Here is a 16,318-nt window from a genome sequence, read left to right on the forward strand (position 1 = left end):
AAAATAATGAGAAAAATGACTGGCACGCTTCCTGATACAGCCAGAGCAAAGGGGGTCTACCGCCCCCGCTCTCCAGGGAGACATCGCCATGATCGAGTTCCTCAGCTGCCCGAAAAACGTTCTGCGTGTATCCACTCAACTGCTGGTCGCCGGCTTGGCGATTCTGCTGGCCGGCATCGGCGCCGGCTACGGCATGGAGGGCCAGCTCAGCATCCCGGCGTTGGTGGTCGCCCACTCCGGCGTGGTGATCGGCCCGACCATGCTGAAGATCGGCTATGTGATGCGCCTGATCGCCCAGCACTACATGCGCAAGGCTGGCTGGGAGGCGAACTGTGCAGTTGCTTGATCGCCACGCCGCCCTGGCCATCGCGCCGCTCTGGCGCCTGGGCTTCCGGCCCTTCTTCCTCGGCGGCGCGTTGTTCGCCCTGATCGCCGTGGCCCTGTGGGGCGCGGCGCTGTCCGGCCACGCCGGCCTGCAACCGCTGGGAGGCCTGCTGGCCTGGCATCGCCACGAGATGCTGTTCGGCTTCGGCCTGGCGATCATCGCCGGCTTCCTGCTCACCGCCGTGCAGACCTGGACCGGGCTGCCCAGCCTGTCCGGGCGTCCGCTGATCGCGCTGTTCGCCATCTGGGCTGCCGGGCGTCTGGCCTGGTTCCTGCCGCTACCCATGGTCGCGCTGGCGGCTATCGAGCTGGCCTTCGCCCTGGCCCTGCCGTGGGCCTTTGGCCGTCTGGTGTTCAAGGCGCGGCAGAAGCACAACGCGCCCATCGTCCTGGTACTCGCGCTGCTCGCCGCCTGCCAGGCCCTGACCCTGTATGGCGTGGCCCTGGGCGATGATGCCCTGCAGCGCCGTGGCACCCTGGCCGCGCTGTGGCTGGTGGCGGCGCTGATGGGCGTCATCGGCGGGCGGGTGATTCCGTTCTTTACCCAGCGCGGCCTGGGCCTGGCCAGCCAGGTGCCAATGAGTCTCTGGCTGATGTGGAGTCTGCTCGGCGGTTCGCTGGCCATCGCCGCACTCACCGCCGCCGGGCTGAACCTGCAGCCGCGGCCACTGCTGGTGCCACTGTTCCTGTTGGTGGCCGCTCTGCACGGCCTGCGCCTGTGGCGCTGGTACGAACCGGGCATCTGGCGCGTGCCGCTGCTCTGGTCGCTGCACCTGGCCTATGCCTGGATGGCCGTGGCGGCATTCGGCATGACCCTGTGGCACCTGGGCCTGGTGCAGCAGCCGAGCCTGGCCAGCCACGCGCTGGCAGTGGGCGCCATGGGTGGGTTGATCCTGGCCATGCTGACACGCGTCAGCCTCGGTCATACCGGCCGGCCTCTGACGCCGCCGCCAGCCATCGCCTGGGCCTTCGCCCTGCTGCACGGGGCGACGCTGTGCCGTGTGCTGCTGGCTGGCTTCAGCGTCTACGGCCTGTGGCTGGCGGCGGCGGGCTGGTGCCTGGCGTTCGCCCTGTTCCTGCGTCACTACGCGGCGATGTTCTGGACGGCGCGAGTAGATGGCCATCCCGGCTGAGACGGCAAGGCCTTGCCCGCGACGGCAAAGTCTTTCCTGTCCAGCGTGTCGGAAAACTCAGTCGAAGCCAGTAAATATGGGGCCTGCGGCGGCCTGGCCCGCATTCTGCTTGCGAAGGGGCAACGGACTTCAGCAGGGAACCGCCATGACCACCATCAGCACCAACTCGCCGCTGGCCAGCTACCTCGCCAGTGGTGGCAAGGCCGCCACCGCCGCCACGCCAGCCAGCCAGGAAAAGCCCGCCGAGAGCACCAAGGACCCGATTGCCGAGCTGCGCAGCCTGGCCCGGCAGATGGTCGCCCGCAGCGAGGGCGGCCTGCTGCGGGCGCTGCAGGGTGGCAGCGGCCCTCAGCTGGCCAGCGATCGCGCCTCGCTGGATCCCAACCTGAACGGCGACAGCACCCAGATCGAGCTGCCGGACGTGGCCACGCTGGATCGCGAGGACGCCGCCAAGCTGCTGGTGCAGGTGAACAAGCTGATCGACGCGGGCCTGGGCGACAGCAAGGCCTTCACCGGCAGCAACGGCGACAAGAGCACCGACTCGCTGACCACCTACCGCGACTGGTTGCAGGAAAAGGGCGGCATCAGCATCTACGTCTGAGAGCCGATTTACGATCTCCTGACTGTCGGCCATACGGCGTTAAAAGCGGTCTCGGAATGCTCATTTACCACTCGTAAACTGCGCTTCCTCGACCGCTTCTGCCTTGTCTGGCTCTAATTCAGAAGACCGTAAACCGGCTCTGACCGCCTGCAACGTGTAGCTCAGCGGCACGCGCTCACGCCCGCTGCGCAGTCGCCATTCACCGTCCTCGCCGAGGACCATCTGCCCGGGCAGGGCCTCCCAGGGGATGCTGTCGTGCTCCTCCAGCCCGCTGATGTCCAGGCCGTGGCGCAGCAGCGCTGAGATGATCTCGCCGAGCCCGTGGTTCCATTCGTGGGTAATGGTGGCGCTCAGCGTCTGGTCGGTCTGCACATAGGTGCTTTCGTCGTCCCACACCATGGGCTGCGTCTGTTCGAAGTAGGGATGGCGGATCACCAACTGGTCCTGGCAGTCCTCGTCCAGGCAGAACAGCAGCGGGTGGCCCTCGCGCAGGAACAGGCGCCCGCCCGGCTTGAGCAGGGCGGCGACGTTGCGTGCCCAGTCGTCGATGCGGGGCAGCCAGTTCAGCGCGCCGATGCTGGTGTACACCAGGTCGAACGAGGCGGGCGCGAGTACCGTGGCAGCGTCGTACACCGAGGCCTCGACATAGTCGATGGCGGTGCTGCAGCGCGCCGCCAGCCGGCGTGCCTGCTGCAGTGAGGCGGGGGAGAAGTCCAGGCCGGTCATGCTCGCGCCGAGCCGCGCCAGCGACAGAGTGTCGGTGCCGATATGGCACTGCAGGTGCACCGCGCGCAGCCCGGCGATATCGCCCAGGCGTGGCAGGTCGAAGCGCACCACGGCGGATAGATGCGCGGGCTGGGCGACGAAGCGCTCCGCTTCATAGTCCGGCGAGGCGGCGTGCAGGTCGGCGCGCTCGTTCCAGTTGGCCCTGTTCAGCGCGAACGAGTTCAGGTCGGGGGACTTGTCCATGGCGGCACTCCGTTGCTCGGGAACGCGACGGTAGTCTGCTGGTCTTCAGCGGGCAAGCTCGGCATTTCCCGGCGCCGCCATAAGCGGCATGATGGGGCCACAAGAACTGGGGATTCCAATGCACCTGATGTCATCCGCTCTGCGCCTCGCCGCCCTGTCGCTCGGTCTGCTCGCCACGACCGTACAGGCCGCCGATGAGGCCGAACTGATCGAGTCGATCAACGCCTACCGCAGCCAGGTGCAACGCTGCGCCGAACAGGCCTCGCCGGAGCTGCCGCCGCTGACCGCGGATATCCGCCTGGTACTGCCGGCCACTGGCGCTGGCGACCTGCAGGACGCCCTGGCCCGCGCCGGTTACCCGATGGTCAACGTGCAGGCGATCACCCTGTCCGGCCCGCGCGATGCGGCCGCAGCCATGCAGGCGCTGCGCGAAAGCTTCTGCAAGGTGGTGCTGGACCCGCAGTTCGTCGATGTCGGCGTCAGCCGCGCGGACCGCGACTGGCGCATCGTGCTGGCGCGCCCATTGCTGGGCGGCCGCCTGGGCGACTGGCAGACGGAGGGCAAGAAGCTGCTGGCGGAGATCAACGTGGCCCGCGGCCAGGCGCGCAACTGTGGCGAGCAGCCCTTCGCCGCCGCCGCGCCGCTGGCCTGGAACGACGTGCTGGGCAGCACGGCCGAGGCGCACAGCCGGGCCATGGCCAACGGCAACTTCTTCGACCACCGCGACCGTGATGGCCGCACCCCCGGGGACCGCGCCGAACTGGCCGGCTACTCCGGCCAGCGCATCGGCGAGAACATCGCCGCCGGGCGCGACAGCGCACGCAACGTGGTCGATGGCTGGCTGGCCAGCCCCGGCCATTGCGCCAACCTGATGAGCCCCGAACTCAGCGAGCTGGGCGCCGCCTACGCGGTGGACCCGAAGAGCGACGCCGGCATCTACTGGACGGCGCTGTTCGGCGCGCCCTGAGCCTGTTTGCACTTTTCACGCAGCAGCGTGAGGGGAATGCCTTCGAGGCTATCGACACGGTCGCCGCTGAAGTACGACCAAGAGATGGCGCGCGCTGGCGAGCCTAGAAAGAAGACGATGGCGCCGTCTCCATAGTCCATGTCATCGCCACTGGCATAGCGGCTTTGGAATTCGCTGCCCACCTCGTGGTAGAGGGTTACACCGGGGGCCTTTTTCAGGAACTCCTGGATAACCTGGCGTTGCTTCCCATCGCTGGTCTTTTCAATGCGGGTCACTGCTATCGCGCTGGCGTGCTCAATCCTTTCGTCCAGTGACATGGCATGAAATTGTTCACCGGGAATAGTGCTGAATGGTTGTTTCTCGACGGTGGGCTTGGTGCTGACGCTGAATTTCTCTTTGCTTAGCGTCTTGTTAAGTGACTCTTCGATATTTTCCGCCTGGGCGACATAGATTTGCGGAAAGAATAAGGCGATGTAGGGCGCCAGGGTGCTGAAAAACAGCCCGGCGGCAACCACCCAAACGGCGAAGGTCAGGCGGCGAATGGGCTTGGTGAGGGGATGTGGTTGGAGATCCTGCGACATGGGAGCTTCCTTGCGAAAAAAGTGGTCGCAAGGCTATCTCAAGGCCGCGTCTAAGGTGAAGCGATGCAGCACCATGATGGCGCTGCATATGGTTTGAATCACAGCGCCTTCACCACCTCGGTCAGGTGTTGCTCGTAGCGGGCGACGTCGCGCTCGATGTTCGGCATCTTCATCACGTCGGTGCTGAGGAAGGTCGGCAGGGCGCTCATGCCGAGGAACTGGTTGGCCTTGTGGAAGGGGAAGTACACCGCGTCCACGCCCTTGGCCTCGAAGAAGTCGGTGGGGTCGTCGAAGGCCTGCTGCGGGGCGTTCCAGGTCAGCGATAGCATGTACTTCTTGCCGTGGATCAGGCCGCCGCTGCCGTACTTCTGCGAGGCATCCGAGCGGGTGCGGCCGTCGTTGGCGTAGAGGCTGCCGTGGCCGGCGGTGAACACCTCGTCGAGGTACTTCTTCACGGTCCAGGGCGCGCCCATCCACCAGCCCGGCATCTGGTAGATCACCAGGTCGGCCCAGAGGATCTTCTGCACTTCCTCTTCGGCGTCGTAGCCACCGTCGATGAAGGTGGTCTTCACGTCGAAACCGGCGCGGTCGAGGTAGGCCACGGCCGCGTCGTGCAGGGTGGCGTTGTAGCGGCCGTCGGAATGGGCGAACTGCTTGCCGCCGTTGAGAAGCAGGATCTTTTTCATGGGAGCCTCCGGGCATATCGAATGGCCGGCAGGTTACGCAGGCGCTCCCGCTGGAAACAGCCGCTCCCGGGCAAATGATTGTTGCTGACAAGTCATGAATGCAGAGGTTGCTGTTGCGCTAGGGTGTGCCCATCACCCATCCCGGAGCGCACCATGTACGGCTTTATCCTTCACGCCCATACCAGAGCCGAGCAGGCCGAGGCCTTCGAGCAGCTGTTCCGCGCCTATGTTGAGCCCAGCCGCGCCGAGGCCGGCTGCGTGCAGTACCACATGCTGCGCGATGCGGCCGATCCAACGCTGTTCATCTTCTTCGAGGTCTGGGCATCGCGGGAGGCCTTCGCCGAACACACGGCCATGCCGCATATGCGCGAGTTCAGCGAGCGGCGCATGGACTACCTGCGCCGCGACTTCGAGATTCGCGAGATCGAGATGCTCAGCGCCTAAGAGCCTGTTTACGATCTTCTGGGCTAGAGCCAGACAAGGCAAAAACAGTCGAGGAAGCGGAGTTTACGAGCTGTAAATGAGCATTCCGAGACTGTTTTTAACGCCGTATGGCCGACGGCCAGGAGATCGTAAATAGGTTCTAAGCCTTTTCCGGCGGCGTGGGCGCCTGCTTGCTCTTCGCCGCCTGCCTGGCGGCGATGCCCATCAGGCGCTGGAACTTGGGGCAGGCCAGGTGATTTTCGGCCGGGCAGACCGCGGCGTGGCGCAGGCCGTCGCGAATGGCGGACAGGCGCCTGATGGTCAAGTCCAGCTGATCGGCCTTGTCTTCCAGCAATTGCCGGTCGATGGCCGGACCGTTCTCGGCCGCCAGCATCTCGGCGATATCGTCCAACGAGAAGCCGGCGGTGCGGCCCAGGGCGATCAGCGACAGACGCTGTAGCACCGACTCGCCGAACACCCGCTTCAGGCCGTTGCGGCCGATGGAGCGGATCAGCCCCTTTTCCTCGTAGTAGCGCAGGGTCGAGGCCGGCAGGCCGGACCAGCGCGCGACCTTGCCGATATCCATCTCTTTCATCGCTTGACCTCAAGTCGACTTCAACTGGCAGCCTTGCTTTGCAGGCTTTTCAGACAGGGTAGATGGAGGTGGCTATGGCAGTCGAGATGATCGTGCAGGCAATCGTTCTGGGTATCGGCGCGACGCTGGTGATGGACCTGTGGGCGCTGGCGCGCAAACGCTTCTTCGGCGTGCCCGCGCTGGACTACGGACTGGTCGGGCGCTGGCTGGGGCATATGCGTCACGGCCGGTTTCGTCACTCGGCCATCGGCAAGGCGCCGTCGGTACGCGGCGAGCGGCCGCTGGGTTGGGCCTTTCACTACCTGACCGGGCTGGCCTTCGCCGGAGCGTTTCTGGCGCTGGTGGGCGGCGAATGGCTGCAGTGGCCGACGCTATGGCCGGCGCTGGCGTTTGGCGGGCTTACCGTGGCCGCGCCGCTGCTGCTGATGCAGCCGGCGTTCGGCATGGGCATCGCCGCGGCGCGCACGGCGAAGCCCTGGCAGGTTCGCTCGCGGGCGCTGCTCACCCATCTGGTGTTCGGCCTGGGCCTGTATCTGACGGGCTGGCTGGTGGCTCGGTTGTAGCCCGGATGCAATCCGGGGCAGGGCGTTTCCCGAATTGCATCCGGGCCCGCGGCCTAGTGGCTATAGCCGGTCGGCTTGTTGCGGATAGTCTTGAGCAGGTCTTCCGGGCTGATGCTGGCGACCATCTTGCTGTGGGCCGCGCTACCCGGTTGCGGCTGGTGGAGGATATGCCCCTTCATCTTGCCGATGATGTGCATCTCGCACGGCTTGCAGTCGAACTTGAGGGTCAGTACCTCGTCGCCATGGATCAGCTGCATCGGCTGCACCTTGGTGCGCACGCCGGTGACGCCCTTGGCCTGCTTGGGGCACAGGTTGAAGGAGAAGCGCAGGCAGTGCTTGGTGATCATCACCGGCACTTCGCCTTCTTCCTCGTGGGCCTCGTAGGCCGCGTCGATCAGCTGCACGCCGTGGCGGTGGTAGAAGTCGCGGGCCTTCTGGTTGTAGACGTTGTAGAGGAACGACAGGTGCGACTCCGGGTACACCGGCGGCGGGGTGGTCTCGGCCTTGCGGCTGCCGCGCGGGTGAGCAGCGACGCGGGCCTCTGTCAGCTTCTCGACGGCCTCGCGGCGCAATGCCTTGAGCTGCGAGTTGGGCACGAAGAATGCCTGCGGGGCGTCCAGCGCCACGTCCAGCGCGTGGTATTCGGTGGTGCCGAGCTGGGTCAGCAGGTCACGCAGGCCGTCGAGCGCCTGTTCCGGCTTGTTGGCCACGCCGAACGGGCCGGGCAGGGCGACCTCCACGGCGATGCCTTCCTCGCTGGTGGCGGTCAGCTTGAGCTGTTCCTCGCGCAGTTCGGCCTTCCAGTTCACGCCGATACGGCGCTCGGCGCTGGTCTTGAGCAGCGCCTGCTGCCAGTTGTGATCCAGGTTGCGCGAGAGCGGATGGTTGGGGCGCAGGCGGAACAGGCCCTCGGGCATCTCGTTGGGCTCGACGCGGTAGCGGTAGCGCTTCTCGCCGTCTTCCTCGAACTCACTCTTGAGCTCGGCGATGTTGGCGCGGAAGCCCACCACCTCGCGCTTGACCAGCACGTTGAGGCCGTCGCCGTTGGACAGCGGCTCATGGGTGACGGCGATCAGGTCGCGCTTGTTGACCTTCTCCACGTTGCCCACAGCCAGGCCGGTGAAGGTCGGCGAGTCAAAGGCGCCGATGTCGACCTTGCGGTCGGTGACGAAGTAGTCGGTGCTGCCGCGGTGGAAGGTCTTGTCCGGATCGGGCAGGAAGAAGTGCGCGGTACGGCCGCTGGAGGCACGGGCCAGGTCCGGGCGGTCTTCGAGGATGGCGTCGAGCTCTTTGCGGTAATGGGCGGTGATGTTCTTCACGTAGCCCATGTCCTTGTAGCGTCCCTCGATCTTGAACGAGCGCACGCCGGCCTCGACCAGCGCGCGCAGGTTGGCGCTCTGGTTGTTGTCCTTCATCGACAGCAGATGCTTCTCGAAGGCCACCACGCGGCCCTGGTCGTCCTTCAGGGTGTAGGGCAGGCGGCAGGCCTGCGAGCAGTCGCCACGGTTGGCGCTGCGCCCGGTCTGCGCGTGGGAGATGTTGCACTGGCCGGAGAAGGCCACGCACAGCGCGCCATGGATAAAGAACTCGATGGCCGCGTCGGTGGCGTCGGCGATGGCGCGGATTTCCTGCAGGTTCAGCTCGCGTGCCAGTACCAGCTGGGAGAAGCCGGCCTGGTCGAGGAACTTGGCCCGATCCAGGGTGCGGATATCGGTCTGAGTGCTGGCGTGCAGCTCGATGGGCGGAATATCCAGCTCCATCACGCCCATGTCCTGCACGATCAGCGCATCGACTCCGGCGTCGTACAGCTGGTGGATCAGCGTGCGCACCTGCTCCAGCTCGTCGTCGTGGAAGATGGTGTTGAGGGTGGTGAACACCCGCGCGTGGTAGCGGCGGGCAAACTTCACCAGCTCGGCAATCTCGCTGACCTCGTTGCAGGCGTTGTGCCGCGCGCCGAAGCTCGGCCCGCCGATGTACACGGCATCGGCCCCATGCAGGATGGCCTCCCGCGCGATGGCTACATCACGGGCAGGGCTGAGCAGTTCCAGATGGTTCTTGGGCAGGGACATGGTGTTTCTTCTTTATAGGCGTGGCACGGCAAGGCGCGCATTGTAGCGGGGCGAGGGGAGGGTGGCACGCCGAGGTGCCGGATGGCTGGATTCTGTTGGGTGATTCTGCGTTTGGTCGGTTCCGACCATGCCCGCTCGGTTGGGCATGGCCGGACGTTCTGCTTAGCGGGCCAGCTTGGTGCTGGCTACGCCCTTCTGCCCTTCGGCTTCGGACACCTGCTCCAGGTTCGCGCCGCCGACGAAGACGCCGAACTTGATGTACTGGCGAACGTAGTAGTTCTTGCCGGCCTCGGCGTTCAGGTTCAGCTTGTTGTCGCTGAATTCGGACTCGGTGGCTAGCACATGCGCGCCGGGAGCGAGGGGGCGATAGAAGTAGGTGTTGATTGCGGTCTCGCCGATCACCTGATCGTCAACCTTGACGGTTTTCTTGAGGATCGGGCCCATGGAGGAGTCACGGAAGATATACAGCCCAGCCTGGTCCTGGGGCGGGGCGGGGAACGTCTTGAGTTCCTGATCCTTCTCGTTGGATTCCATGGGAACAGATGCACAACCCGACAGCAGGGCAACGCTCAGCGCTGCTGCACACATCATCGATTTCTTAGACATGAATTACTCGTTCCTGAGTTTTGGTGTATGGCCGGCGCGATATCATTCTGCCAGCGGTCGCTACCTTACTGTGGCGACTCGGGAAAGCAAGCTGCTTCCGGCAGATTCCGATCATTTTCCGGCTTCGTGCCGAGGGAACGAGGTGGGATTTCGAGCCGAACGCATGCCATGCAGTCGGCTCGATCGATTGCTATTGCACGTTGCCGAGGCGCTGGTCAGTGAACACGCACACCACGCCGGCGCGGTTGTGCATCACCTGGTGGTCGAAGTCGCAGTAAGCGGCGGCGACGCTCAGGGCCATCTGTTCGCTGATCAGCTGGCCGTCATCGGGGCGGAACCAGGCCATCTGGCCGGCCTTGCAGCGTTCGGCCTGAGGGTCGGTGTTGTAGATGCAGATCTTGCTCTGGGTTTCGTTCTGCTCCTGGTCGAAGCAGGCGCCGAGGGAGAAGGCGGCGGCGCTGAGCAGGCAGAGGCGGGCGAGGGTATGCATGGTCGGGTCCTGTGGTAGTGGCGAAAGCGCGTTAGGGTCAGGCAACCCAGGAAGGTTCCTCGCTTGCCGCTCCGCTTCGTTCAACTGTGAACCCTGCACGCGGCGAGCGCGGATGAACGGCGCAGCGGTACCGGTAGCGGCGGCCTAGGCTGAACGAAGCGCAGCGTCGGCGAGCCGGGAGGTTGGCGTGGACAAGCAGCGAAAGGCAGGCGCCGGCCTCTCTCGGCGCCATTTCCTCTGCGGTGGTGCGATGTTCCTGGGCGGTGGCCTGCTGGCCGCGCCGGCCCTGGCGAAGCAGCTCTGCCGGCCCGCCGAGGGCGATATCCTCGGGCCCTACTACCGCTTCGGCGCGCCTTTCCTGGCCAAACTGGCCGGGCCGGAGGAGACAGGCGAGCGTTTGGTGGTGAGCGGCACGGTGCTCAGCGCGGACTGCCGCACACCGGTTGCCAATGCCCTGGTCGAAATCTGGCAGGCCAACGGTGCCGGCCTGTACGACACCCAGACTCCCGGCAACTACACCGACAAGGGTCGCTTCCACCTGCGTGGCATGCTCTACACCGATGCTCAGGGCCGCTACCGCATCGAGACGGTGATGCCCGGCCGCTACCCGGTGCCGCCTAACCTGCCGGGGCTGGAGCAGTACGGCGGAATCACCCGGCCGGCGCATATCCACTTCCGGGTGATGGAAGCGCTGCACGTGCCGGTGACCCTGCAGCTGTACTTCGCCGGCGACCCCTTCATCGCCAAGGACCCTTGGGCCAGCCAGCATCCGGCCAACGTGATCGCGCTGGAGATGGCGGAAGCAGGGCGGCGTGGGGTGTTCGATATCGTCTTGGCGCGGGGGTTCTAGCGCAGGGCCGTGCCGTACGGCGTTGTGCCCGACCCGATGACGGGCGAGTGATCCACTCCTGAAATTGCGGAGTCTCCTGGTCATGAGCTGAGGGGACAAATTCTCATTTGCCAACGAGATCGACTTGCCTATCATGGCTGCCGCTTTCAATGGGGAGGGCACCGGACGTGGACGAGTTGTCGCTTGCCTACGAGCAGCTGAGCTGGCTGCTGGCTGCAGTGGTTAAGCAATTCAAGGGGCTGTTCGACCTCAACGGGCGCATCGGTGCGTTCTTCATTGGCCTATCCTACGGCACCGCCTACTTGTTGTACCGCTGGCGCCGGCGGCAGGGGCTGACCGAGGCGCCTTCCTTCTGGCAGTTCCTCGGCGGCTGGCGCGTGCATCTGCATCCGTCTGCCCTGCTGGATTACCGCTACTACTTCGTGCGCGCCCTGCTCAAGGTGCTGCTGGTGGTGCCCATTATCGGGCTGGTCGATCCCTATGTGCTGCGCTCGGCTGACTACGTGGCCTTCTTCACCCAGCTTTGGGGCGCCCGCCCGCAACTGGGGGAAAATCTGGGCCTGAGCCTGCTCTATGGCCTGGGTGTGTTCCTGATCAATGACTTCGCCAGCTACTGGAGCCACCGCGCTTTCCATTCGCGCTGGCTGTGGGAGTTCCACAAGGTGCATCACTCGGCGCCGGTGCTGGTGCCGCTGACGGCCAGCCGCGTGCATTTCCTCGAGAAGCTCGCCGACAACCTGCTCACCGCTGTGCTGCTCGGTGCCTATGCCGGGGCGTTCTGGTACCTGTGCGGTGGCGAGGTCAGTCGCTACACCCTGTTCGGCGTGACCTATCTGGTGTTCATCTTCAACAGCCTGGCCGCCAACCTGCGTCACAGCCAGGTCTGGCTATCGTTCGGCCCGCTGCTGGAGCACGTCATCAACAGCCCGGCGCAGCACCAGATCCACCACAGCGATGCGCCGCGGCACTTCCACAAGAACTTCGGCACCAATCTGTCGATCTGGGACTGGATGTTCGGCACGCTCTACACCACCACGGCCGAACCGGAGCGGCTCAACTTCGGCACTGCCGAGCGCGACCCGCACCGCTATCTCTCGCTCTACAGCCTGATCGTGCTGCCCTTCGTCGACACCGCGCGCAAGGCGCTCGCCGCCCGCCAGCGACGGGTGCCGGGCTGAGCGCCGTCGGTGGCCGAGCAGGCCGCCGGATACGCCTCTGTCTAAGTGGATGAGCTGCCAGGGCATGCGCAGGCTGGGTCGGTCAGCGGATATCCCCGCAGAAGATGTCGTAACCGCCGTCGGACGCCGAGGTGCGCAGCACCAGCGCATGGGGCGTCGCGCGCAGGGTGGCCAGCGGCACCTTGGCAGTGCGCGACAGGCGCCAGCCATCGGCCGAGCCCCGGTGCTGGGTCAGCAGCGTGTCGTTCAGCTCGTAGGCCGGTTGCGCGCCGGGCTGCTGACAGCTGCCCGGGTAGATGAAGGCCAGCAGGCGTACCGGCAGCGTCACGCCGAAGGGCACGCCGCTGACGAAGGCCGACATGTCGGTTACATCGCCCCGCGGCGAGAGGGTCGCCTGGCCGATCCTGCCGGCGTTCTTGGCGGTGCCGGCCAGCTTGACCTGAACGTGATCGCCGGAGCCGCCGCCACCGGCGCAGCCAGCCAAGGCGAGGGCGAGCAAAAGCGTGATCGTGATTCCGTGCATGCGGGGCTCCTGTGCGGTTCTGCGAACAGTCTAGTGCCCCGATGCTGCTCAGTGCAGGCGCGTGCTGCGGCGCTCCTCGACCACCGCCTCGGCCTGGCGGGCCAGATGGTCGAGCAGACGGTCGCGCTGCTTCTCGGCGTCACGCATGGCCTTCTGGCCATGCTGTTTGACCAGGTAGGCGTGGATCTGCCCGACTTCCTTGGACTGGAAGATCGGCGCCAGGTCCTGCACCGCGACCAGGCCGTCCGAGGCGTGGTCGCGGGTGTTCATCAGCACCTGCGGCCCGCGCGCGGCCAGCACTCGGAAGCCCATGGCCTCGAAGGTCGGCACGCGGCTCGCCACGCAGGCCAGCGCGGCGTGCGGGTGGAGCAGCTGCATCTGCTGCAGCATGGCGCGGGCGATGCCCTGGCGGCGCTGGCTGGCCTGCACGGCCATATAGGCCAGGGTGCAGGCGTGCGGATCATCCGCGCTGGGCAGGTAGAGGGCGAAGCCCAGCACCAGGGATGGATCCTGATTGTCGAGGGCGAGAATCAGGCGGGCGCTGCTCTCCGGCTCGCTGCCCATGGCCTGCAGGTACAGGTGCACCTCGAAGCCGATCACGTACTGGTACAGCTGGTACAGCGGGTTGCTCGGCGTCAGCGGGGCGGGGCTGATGTCGCTGAAGTAGTCGACCACCATCTGCAGCACCTGGCTCTTCAGCGACTCGGGCGGCGGGGTGGTCAGGTGGGTGAGGGTGAACATCGGCAGGGTGGCTCCGAGGCGGGGAGGCCCGCTTGGGAAATCGGCGGAGCGGTATTGTAGCGTCCGCCGCCGCCGATGGTTTCCCCAAGCCCGTCTCAGGCCGGCTCCGGCGTACGCCGCGCCTGCAATTCCTCCTGCAAATGCTCCACCAGCGCATCGACCTGGCCCATGGCCTGGGCCACCGACGCGGCCAGCAGCTCGCCGCCGACTTCCTGGCCCTCGATGGCGATCTGGTGCACGCGGGTGATGCCGATGAAGCCGAGGGCGGTGATCAGGCTGGCTTCCAGATGGTTCATGTGCGCCATCTGCCCGCCCGCGTCGAAGCCGACCCCGCCGCGCGCCACGAGGATCACCGCGTGCCGGGGCCGGTCGGCCAGCAGCGGGATGTACGGATCGAGTGGGTTGCTGGCGTCGAACGCCACGGTGCGGTCGGTGCGCACGATCTGGTCGATCCACGCCTTGAGCGCGGCCGGCATGCTGAAGTTGTACAGCGGCGTGCCGATCACCAGCACGTCCGCCGCCAGCAGTTCGTCGATCAGCAGTTCGCTCTCCTGCAGCGTGTCGTTCATCCATGGCTCGCGCTGTTCATCCGCGGTGAAGGCGGCGGCGATCCAGTCGTGGTCGATGATGGTCGGCGGGTTCTGGCCGATATCGCGGTAGGTGAGGCTGTCCTGCGCGCGGCGGGCCAGCCACTGGCTGACGAAGCGCTGGCTCAGGTTGCGGCTGTGCGAGCCGTGCAGGTCTTTGCCGGCGAGGCCGGGGCGGGCGCTGGCATCCAGGTGCAGTAGGTGTGGCATGTCGAGTCTCCTGCTTGAAGTTGTGCTCATCTGTAATTCGCAGCAGACTCAGGCACTGGTCGGCCAGTGGCGGCGACAAACGATCATTATTTTTCACTACACCTGAGAGGAATTCATTCATGAGTCAGCGCTGGCTACCCTCGCTCTCGGCTCTGCGCGCCTTTGAGGCGGCCGCTCGCCACGAGAGCGCCAAGCAGGCCGCGGAAGAACTCTCGGTGACCGCCACGGCGATCAGCCACCAGATTCGTGCCCTGGAGGAATCGCTGGGCGTGGCGCTGTTCCTGCGCAAGCCGCGCCAGCTGGAACTCACCGCCCAGGGCCGCGAGCTGCAACAGACGCTGGAGTCGGCGTTCGACAGCATCAGCGCCACGGCCATGCGCCTCAGCGCGCTGCCCTGCCGCCAGGCCATCACCCTCAGCACCACGCCGGCCGTGGCGGTGCGCTGGTTGCTGTCCTGGGTCTGCCTGCTGCGTGAGTCCCACCCGGATATCGACCTGCGCATCCACGCCTCCCACGAGCCGGTGGCGCTGGATGGCGTCACCGCGGACATCGCCATCCGCTACGGTGACGGCCGCTGGCCGGGGCTGGTGGCGGAGAAGCTGTTCGACAACACCTTCATCCCGGCCTGCAGCCCGCGGCTTGGTTTGCAGGATGCGGCAGAGTTGCCCAAGCACACGCTGATCCACTTCCGTAACCAAGCCGTGGTCTCTTCGCCGCTGGACTGGGCGCTGTGGCAGAAGCAGGCCAAGGTGCCGGGGCTGGATGTCAGCGCCGGGCTGGTGTTCTCCGACGAGACCCACGCGGTCTCCGCCGCCATCGGTGTGCAGGGGGTGGCGTTGATGAGCCGGCAGCTGATCGAGGATGAGCTGAGGGAAGGGCGGTTGGTGCAGCCATTCGGGCCGGAGGTGGAGGGCAAGCCGTTCTTTCTGGTGTATCTGGAGAGCCGGCGGGATGATCCGGCGATTCGGGCGGTGCGGGATTGGGTGATGGCGGTGCCTGGGGGGCTTTGTACGCTGTAGGTTCGTCGGCTCCGCTCGCGTTGAGCATTCCCCGACGCTCCGCGTCCCCTCACACCCAGCTGACCATCTCGATCAACCCTGACTGCCACTGATTTCCAGGCGGGCCGAACGGTCAAAAAGAAAAACGAAACGATTGAAGCCGGCCGGGCTCCATTCTCCGTAAGCCATCAAGAATGAGGTGCCCCATGAGCAGCACGAAAGACAAGATCAAAGGCAACGCCAACGAAGCCATCGGTAAAGTCAAAGAGGGTGTCGGCAAGGCCACGGATAACCCTCGTCTTGAGGGCGAAGGCGATGCCCAGCAGGTGAAGGGCAAAGCCCAGCAGGTGAAGGGCGACGTCAAGGACGCGATCAAAAAAGGCGTCGACAAGGCCTGATAGCAAGGCTCTGGCACTTGGCAGCTGGAGTGTCGAGGGCTGCGTTCCCGCGTCCCACGTAGGAATACTCAGGGTTATCCACCCGGCCCGCATTGGGGTGGTGAAACCGCGAAGCGTTTTCCACCGGGATATCCGGGCTGCCTGCTAGATGGCTCCGTTCGCCTTGCCAGCCGTTCGCCGGGCGGTTTAGCATCGCCCCGTCCACGCGTTCCGCGTCGACCGTAAGCGTTCACGTCAACCAACGCGCCCCATCAACTCCGGCATTGCCGGGGCTGTTTGCCCATCGCTGGGCGAAAGGCGCCTTTGCTTGACCGGATCAGGAGATCACTCCATGAACGCTTCTACCAAATCCACCATCGTCTTCGGCATTCCCAAGCTTCCTGCGCGTTATGGCGCATGGGTCATGCCGCTGCTGTTGTCCATCTTCATGACCTGCATCGTGTCCTTGATCAGTACGCTCAAGGGCATCGGCTGGTCGCCGCAGTTTGCGCACAAGTGGCTCGCCGCTTGGGGGCTTTCTTGGGTGATCGCGTTTCCCGTGCTGTTGCTGGTGTTGCCGCTGGTGAGGAGGGTGACGATGGTGCTGGTTAGGGCTGGCTGACGGCGGTGTGTTCAGGCCGAGATCGCTTTGGCGGCTCGGCCTGATCTTTGGTTCTGGGGCTTTCGTGCCGCTGCTGGTTTTCGTGTTGGCTGTGGCATCAGTTCCGCCCTGCTGGGCGGGTTACTTTTTCCAGTCGCGGAAAAAGTAACCAAAAACGCTTGCCCC

General features: G+C 65.5%; 21 protein-coding genes. 11 read left to right on the top strand and 10 right to left on the bottom strand.

The window, feature by feature from the left end:
• Positions 1 to 88: 88 nt before the first annotated feature.
• The 3 genes from OH686_RS19705 (at position 89) to OH686_RS19715 (ending at position 2,118) form a co-directional block, all read left to right on the top strand.
• On the top strand, positions 89 to 346 hold the full coding sequence (locus tag OH686_RS19705) for a transmembrane sensor/regulator PpyR (RefSeq protein WP_289534661.1): 258 nt from the start codon (positions 89 to 91) through the stop codon (positions 344 to 346).
• On the top strand, positions 333 to 1,517 hold the full coding sequence (locus OH686_RS19710) for an NnrS family protein (protein ID WP_289534663.1): 1,185 nt from the start codon (positions 333 to 335) through the stop codon (positions 1,515 to 1,517). The genes OH686_RS19705 and OH686_RS19710 overlap by 14 nt, the downstream gene beginning before the upstream one ends.
• Positions 1,518 to 1,662: 145 nt before the next feature.
• Positions 1,663 to 2,118, top strand: a complete 456-nt coding sequence (locus OH686_RS19715) for a hypothetical protein (RefSeq protein WP_289534664.1) — start codon at positions 1,663 to 1,665, stop codon at positions 2,116 to 2,118.
• 60 nt (positions 2,119 to 2,178) lie between these two features.
• Here the strand turns inward: OH686_RS19715 and OH686_RS19720 are convergent, their stop codons facing one another.
• Positions 2,179 to 3,087, bottom strand: a complete 909-nt coding sequence (locus tag OH686_RS19720) for a class I SAM-dependent methyltransferase (RefSeq protein ID WP_502942752.1) — start codon at positions 3,085 to 3,087, stop codon at positions 2,179 to 2,181.
• Positions 3,088 to 3,205: 118 nt separating this feature from the next.
• Between OH686_RS19720 and OH686_RS19725 the strand changes: the two genes are divergently transcribed.
• A complete protein-coding gene (locus OH686_RS19725; protein WP_289534665.1) occupies positions 3,206 to 4,054 on the top strand; it encodes a CAP domain-containing protein in 849 nt (282 codons plus the stop codon).
• Here the strand turns inward: OH686_RS19725 and OH686_RS19730 are convergent.
• Entirely contained in the window at positions 4,024 to 4,635 is a 612-nt protein-coding gene (locus tag OH686_RS19730) for a hypothetical protein (RefSeq protein ID WP_289534666.1), read from the bottom strand. The two genes, OH686_RS19725 and OH686_RS19730, sit on opposite strands and share 31 nt — an antisense overlap.
• 98 nt (positions 4,636 to 4,733) lie before the next feature.
• Positions 4,734 to 5,321 (bottom strand): NADPH:quinone oxidoreductase MdaB, encoded by a 588-nt coding sequence (mdaB, locus tag OH686_RS19735; RefSeq protein ID WP_289534668.1) that lies wholly within the window; start codon positions 5,319 to 5,321, stop codon positions 4,734 to 4,736.
• A gap of 153 nt (positions 5,322 to 5,474) precedes the next feature.
• On the opposite strand from mdaB, the gene OH686_RS19740 reads away from it, so the two are divergent.
• Entirely contained in the window at positions 5,475 to 5,765 is a 291-nt protein-coding gene (locus OH686_RS19740; RefSeq protein WP_289534669.1) for a putative quinol monooxygenase, read from the top strand.
• Between the two features lie 139 nt (positions 5,766 to 5,904).
• On the opposite strand, the gene OH686_RS19745 is transcribed toward OH686_RS19740, so the two are convergent.
• On the bottom strand, positions 5,905 to 6,339 hold the full coding sequence (locus OH686_RS19745) for a helix-turn-helix domain-containing protein (RefSeq protein ID WP_289534670.1): 435 nt from the start codon (positions 6,337 to 6,339) through the stop codon (positions 5,905 to 5,907).
• 74 nt (positions 6,340 to 6,413) lie between these two features.
• On the opposite strand from OH686_RS19745, the gene OH686_RS19750 reads away from it, so the two are divergent.
• Positions 6,414 to 6,902, top strand: a complete 489-nt coding sequence (locus tag OH686_RS19750) for a DUF2938 domain-containing protein (protein WP_289534671.1) — start codon at positions 6,414 to 6,416, stop codon at positions 6,900 to 6,902.
• A gap of 53 nt (positions 6,903 to 6,955) precedes the next feature.
• On the opposite strand, the gene OH686_RS19755 is transcribed toward OH686_RS19750, so the two are convergent.
• From OH686_RS19755 to OH686_RS19765, 3 genes are all read right to left on the bottom strand, one after another.
• The gene (locus OH686_RS19755) at positions 6,956 to 8,971 is read right to left on the bottom strand and encodes a peptidase U32 family protein (RefSeq protein ID WP_289534672.1); all 2,016 of its coding nucleotides are present in this window, start codon (positions 8,969 to 8,971) and stop codon (positions 6,956 to 6,958) included.
• A gap of 162 nt (positions 8,972 to 9,133) precedes the next feature.
• On the bottom strand, positions 9,134 to 9,577 hold the full coding sequence (locus OH686_RS19760) for a DUF2846 domain-containing protein (RefSeq protein ID WP_289534674.1): 444 nt from the start codon (positions 9,575 to 9,577) through the stop codon (positions 9,134 to 9,136).
• A gap of 190 nt (positions 9,578 to 9,767) precedes the next feature.
• Positions 9,768 to 10,067, bottom strand: coding sequence for a hypothetical protein (locus tag OH686_RS19765; protein WP_137971531.1), 300 nt, complete (start codon positions 10,065 to 10,067; stop codon positions 9,768 to 9,770).
• 187 nt (positions 10,068 to 10,254) lie between these two features.
• Between OH686_RS19765 and OH686_RS19770 the strand changes: the two genes are divergently transcribed.
• Complete coding sequence (locus OH686_RS19770; protein WP_289534676.1) at positions 10,255 to 10,917, top strand: dioxygenase family protein; 663 nt, start codon at positions 10,255 to 10,257, stop codon at positions 10,915 to 10,917.
• 167 nt (positions 10,918 to 11,084) lie between these two features.
• Positions 11,085 to 12,095: a sterol desaturase family protein gene (locus tag OH686_RS19775; RefSeq protein ID WP_289534677.1), complete on the top strand. Its 1,011-nt coding sequence runs from the start codon at positions 11,085 to 11,087 to the stop codon at positions 12,093 to 12,095.
• 82 nt (positions 12,096 to 12,177) lie between these two features.
• Here OH686_RS19775 and OH686_RS19780 read toward each other — a convergent pair whose 3' ends face one another.
• The 3 genes from OH686_RS19780 to OH686_RS19790 all read right to left on the bottom strand — a co-directional run bounded on the left by OH686_RS19780 (position 12,178) and on the right by OH686_RS19790 (position 14,156).
• Positions 12,178 to 12,618, bottom strand: a complete 441-nt coding sequence (locus OH686_RS19780; protein ID WP_289534678.1) for a hypothetical protein — start codon at positions 12,616 to 12,618, stop codon at positions 12,178 to 12,180.
• A 48-nt stretch (positions 12,619 to 12,666) separates the two neighbouring features.
• Positions 12,667 to 13,359, bottom strand: a complete 693-nt coding sequence (locus OH686_RS19785; RefSeq protein WP_289534680.1) for a GNAT family N-acetyltransferase — start codon at positions 13,357 to 13,359, stop codon at positions 12,667 to 12,669.
• A 95-nt stretch (positions 13,360 to 13,454) separates the two neighbouring features.
• A complete protein-coding gene (locus tag OH686_RS19790; protein ID WP_289534682.1) occupies positions 13,455 to 14,156 on the bottom strand; it encodes an FMN-dependent NADH-azoreductase in 702 nt (233 codons plus the stop codon).
• A 119-nt stretch (positions 14,157 to 14,275) separates the two neighbouring features.
• On the opposite strand from OH686_RS19790, the gene OH686_RS19795 reads away from it, so the two are divergent.
• From OH686_RS19795 to OH686_RS19805, 3 genes are all read left to right on the top strand, one after another.
• Complete coding sequence (locus OH686_RS19795; protein WP_289534683.1) at positions 14,276 to 15,175, top strand: LysR substrate-binding domain-containing protein; 900 nt, start codon at positions 14,276 to 14,278, stop codon at positions 15,173 to 15,175.
• A gap of 185 nt (positions 15,176 to 15,360) precedes the next feature.
• On the top strand, positions 15,361 to 15,552 hold the full coding sequence (locus tag OH686_RS19800) for a CsbD family protein (RefSeq protein WP_289534684.1): 192 nt from the start codon (positions 15,361 to 15,363) through the stop codon (positions 15,550 to 15,552).
• 331 nt (positions 15,553 to 15,883) lie between these two features.
• Complete coding sequence (locus OH686_RS19805) at positions 15,884 to 16,153, top strand: DUF2798 domain-containing protein (protein ID WP_289534685.1); 270 nt, start codon at positions 15,884 to 15,886, stop codon at positions 16,151 to 16,153.
• The last annotated feature ends 165 nt before the right edge of the window (positions 16,154 to 16,318 follow it).

Origin of the sequence: Pseudomonas sp. SO81 (assembly GCF_030374125.1) — a bacterium.
Taxonomy (GTDB): domain Bacteria; phylum Pseudomonadota; class Gammaproteobacteria; order Pseudomonadales; family Pseudomonadaceae; genus Aquipseudomonas.

Coding starts and splice junctions, on each gene's coding strand:
- OH686_RS19705 (WP_289534661.1), top strand. CDS start 89: ATGATCGAGTTCCTCAGCTGCCCGAAAAACGTTCTGCGTGTATCCACT.
- OH686_RS19715 (WP_289534664.1), top strand. CDS start 1,663: ATGACCACCATCAGCACCAACTCGCCGCTGGCCAGCTACCTCGCCAGT.
- OH686_RS19720 (WP_502942752.1), bottom strand. CDS start 3,087: ATGGACAAGTCCCCCGACCTGAACTCGTTCGCGCTGAACAGGGCCAAC.
- OH686_RS19725 (WP_289534665.1), top strand. CDS start 3,206: ATGCACCTGATGTCATCCGCTCTGCGCCTCGCCGCCCTGTCGCTCGGT.
- OH686_RS19730 (WP_289534666.1), bottom strand. CDS start 4,635: ATGTCGCAGGATCTCCAACCACATCCCCTCACCAAGCCCATTCGCCGC.
- mdaB (WP_289534668.1), bottom strand. CDS start 5,321: ATGAAAAAGATCCTGCTTCTCAACGGCGGCAAGCAGTTCGCCCATTCC.
- OH686_RS19740 (WP_289534669.1), top strand. CDS start 5,475: ATGTACGGCTTTATCCTTCACGCCCATACCAGAGCCGAGCAGGCCGAG.
- OH686_RS19745 (WP_289534670.1), bottom strand. CDS start 6,339: ATGAAAGAGATGGATATCGGCAAGGTCGCGCGCTGGTCCGGCCTGCCG.
- OH686_RS19750 (WP_289534671.1), top strand. CDS start 6,414: ATGGCAGTCGAGATGATCGTGCAGGCAATCGTTCTGGGTATCGGCGCG.
- OH686_RS19755 (WP_289534672.1), bottom strand. CDS start 8,971: ATGTCCCTGCCCAAGAACCATCTGGAACTGCTCAGCCCTGCCCGTGAT.
- OH686_RS19760 (WP_289534674.1), bottom strand. CDS start 9,577: ATGTCTAAGAAATCGATGATGTGTGCAGCAGCGCTGAGCGTTGCCCTG.
- OH686_RS19765 (WP_137971531.1), bottom strand. CDS start 10,067: ATGCATACCCTCGCCCGCCTCTGCCTGCTCAGCGCCGCCGCCTTCTCC.
- OH686_RS19780 (WP_289534678.1), bottom strand. CDS start 12,618: ATGCACGGAATCACGATCACGCTTTTGCTCGCCCTCGCCTTGGCTGGC.
- OH686_RS19785 (WP_289534680.1), bottom strand. CDS start 13,359: ATGTTCACCCTCACCCACCTGACCACCCCGCCGCCCGAGTCGCTGAAG.
- OH686_RS19790 (WP_289534682.1), bottom strand. CDS start 14,156: ATGCCACACCTACTGCACCTGGATGCCAGCGCCCGCCCCGGCCTCGCC.
- OH686_RS19795 (WP_289534683.1), top strand. CDS start 14,276: ATGAGTCAGCGCTGGCTACCCTCGCTCTCGGCTCTGCGCGCCTTTGAG.
- OH686_RS19800 (WP_289534684.1), top strand. CDS start 15,361: ATGAGCAGCACGAAAGACAAGATCAAAGGCAACGCCAACGAAGCCATC.
- OH686_RS19805 (WP_289534685.1), top strand. CDS start 15,884: ATGAACGCTTCTACCAAATCCACCATCGTCTTCGGCATTCCCAAGCTT.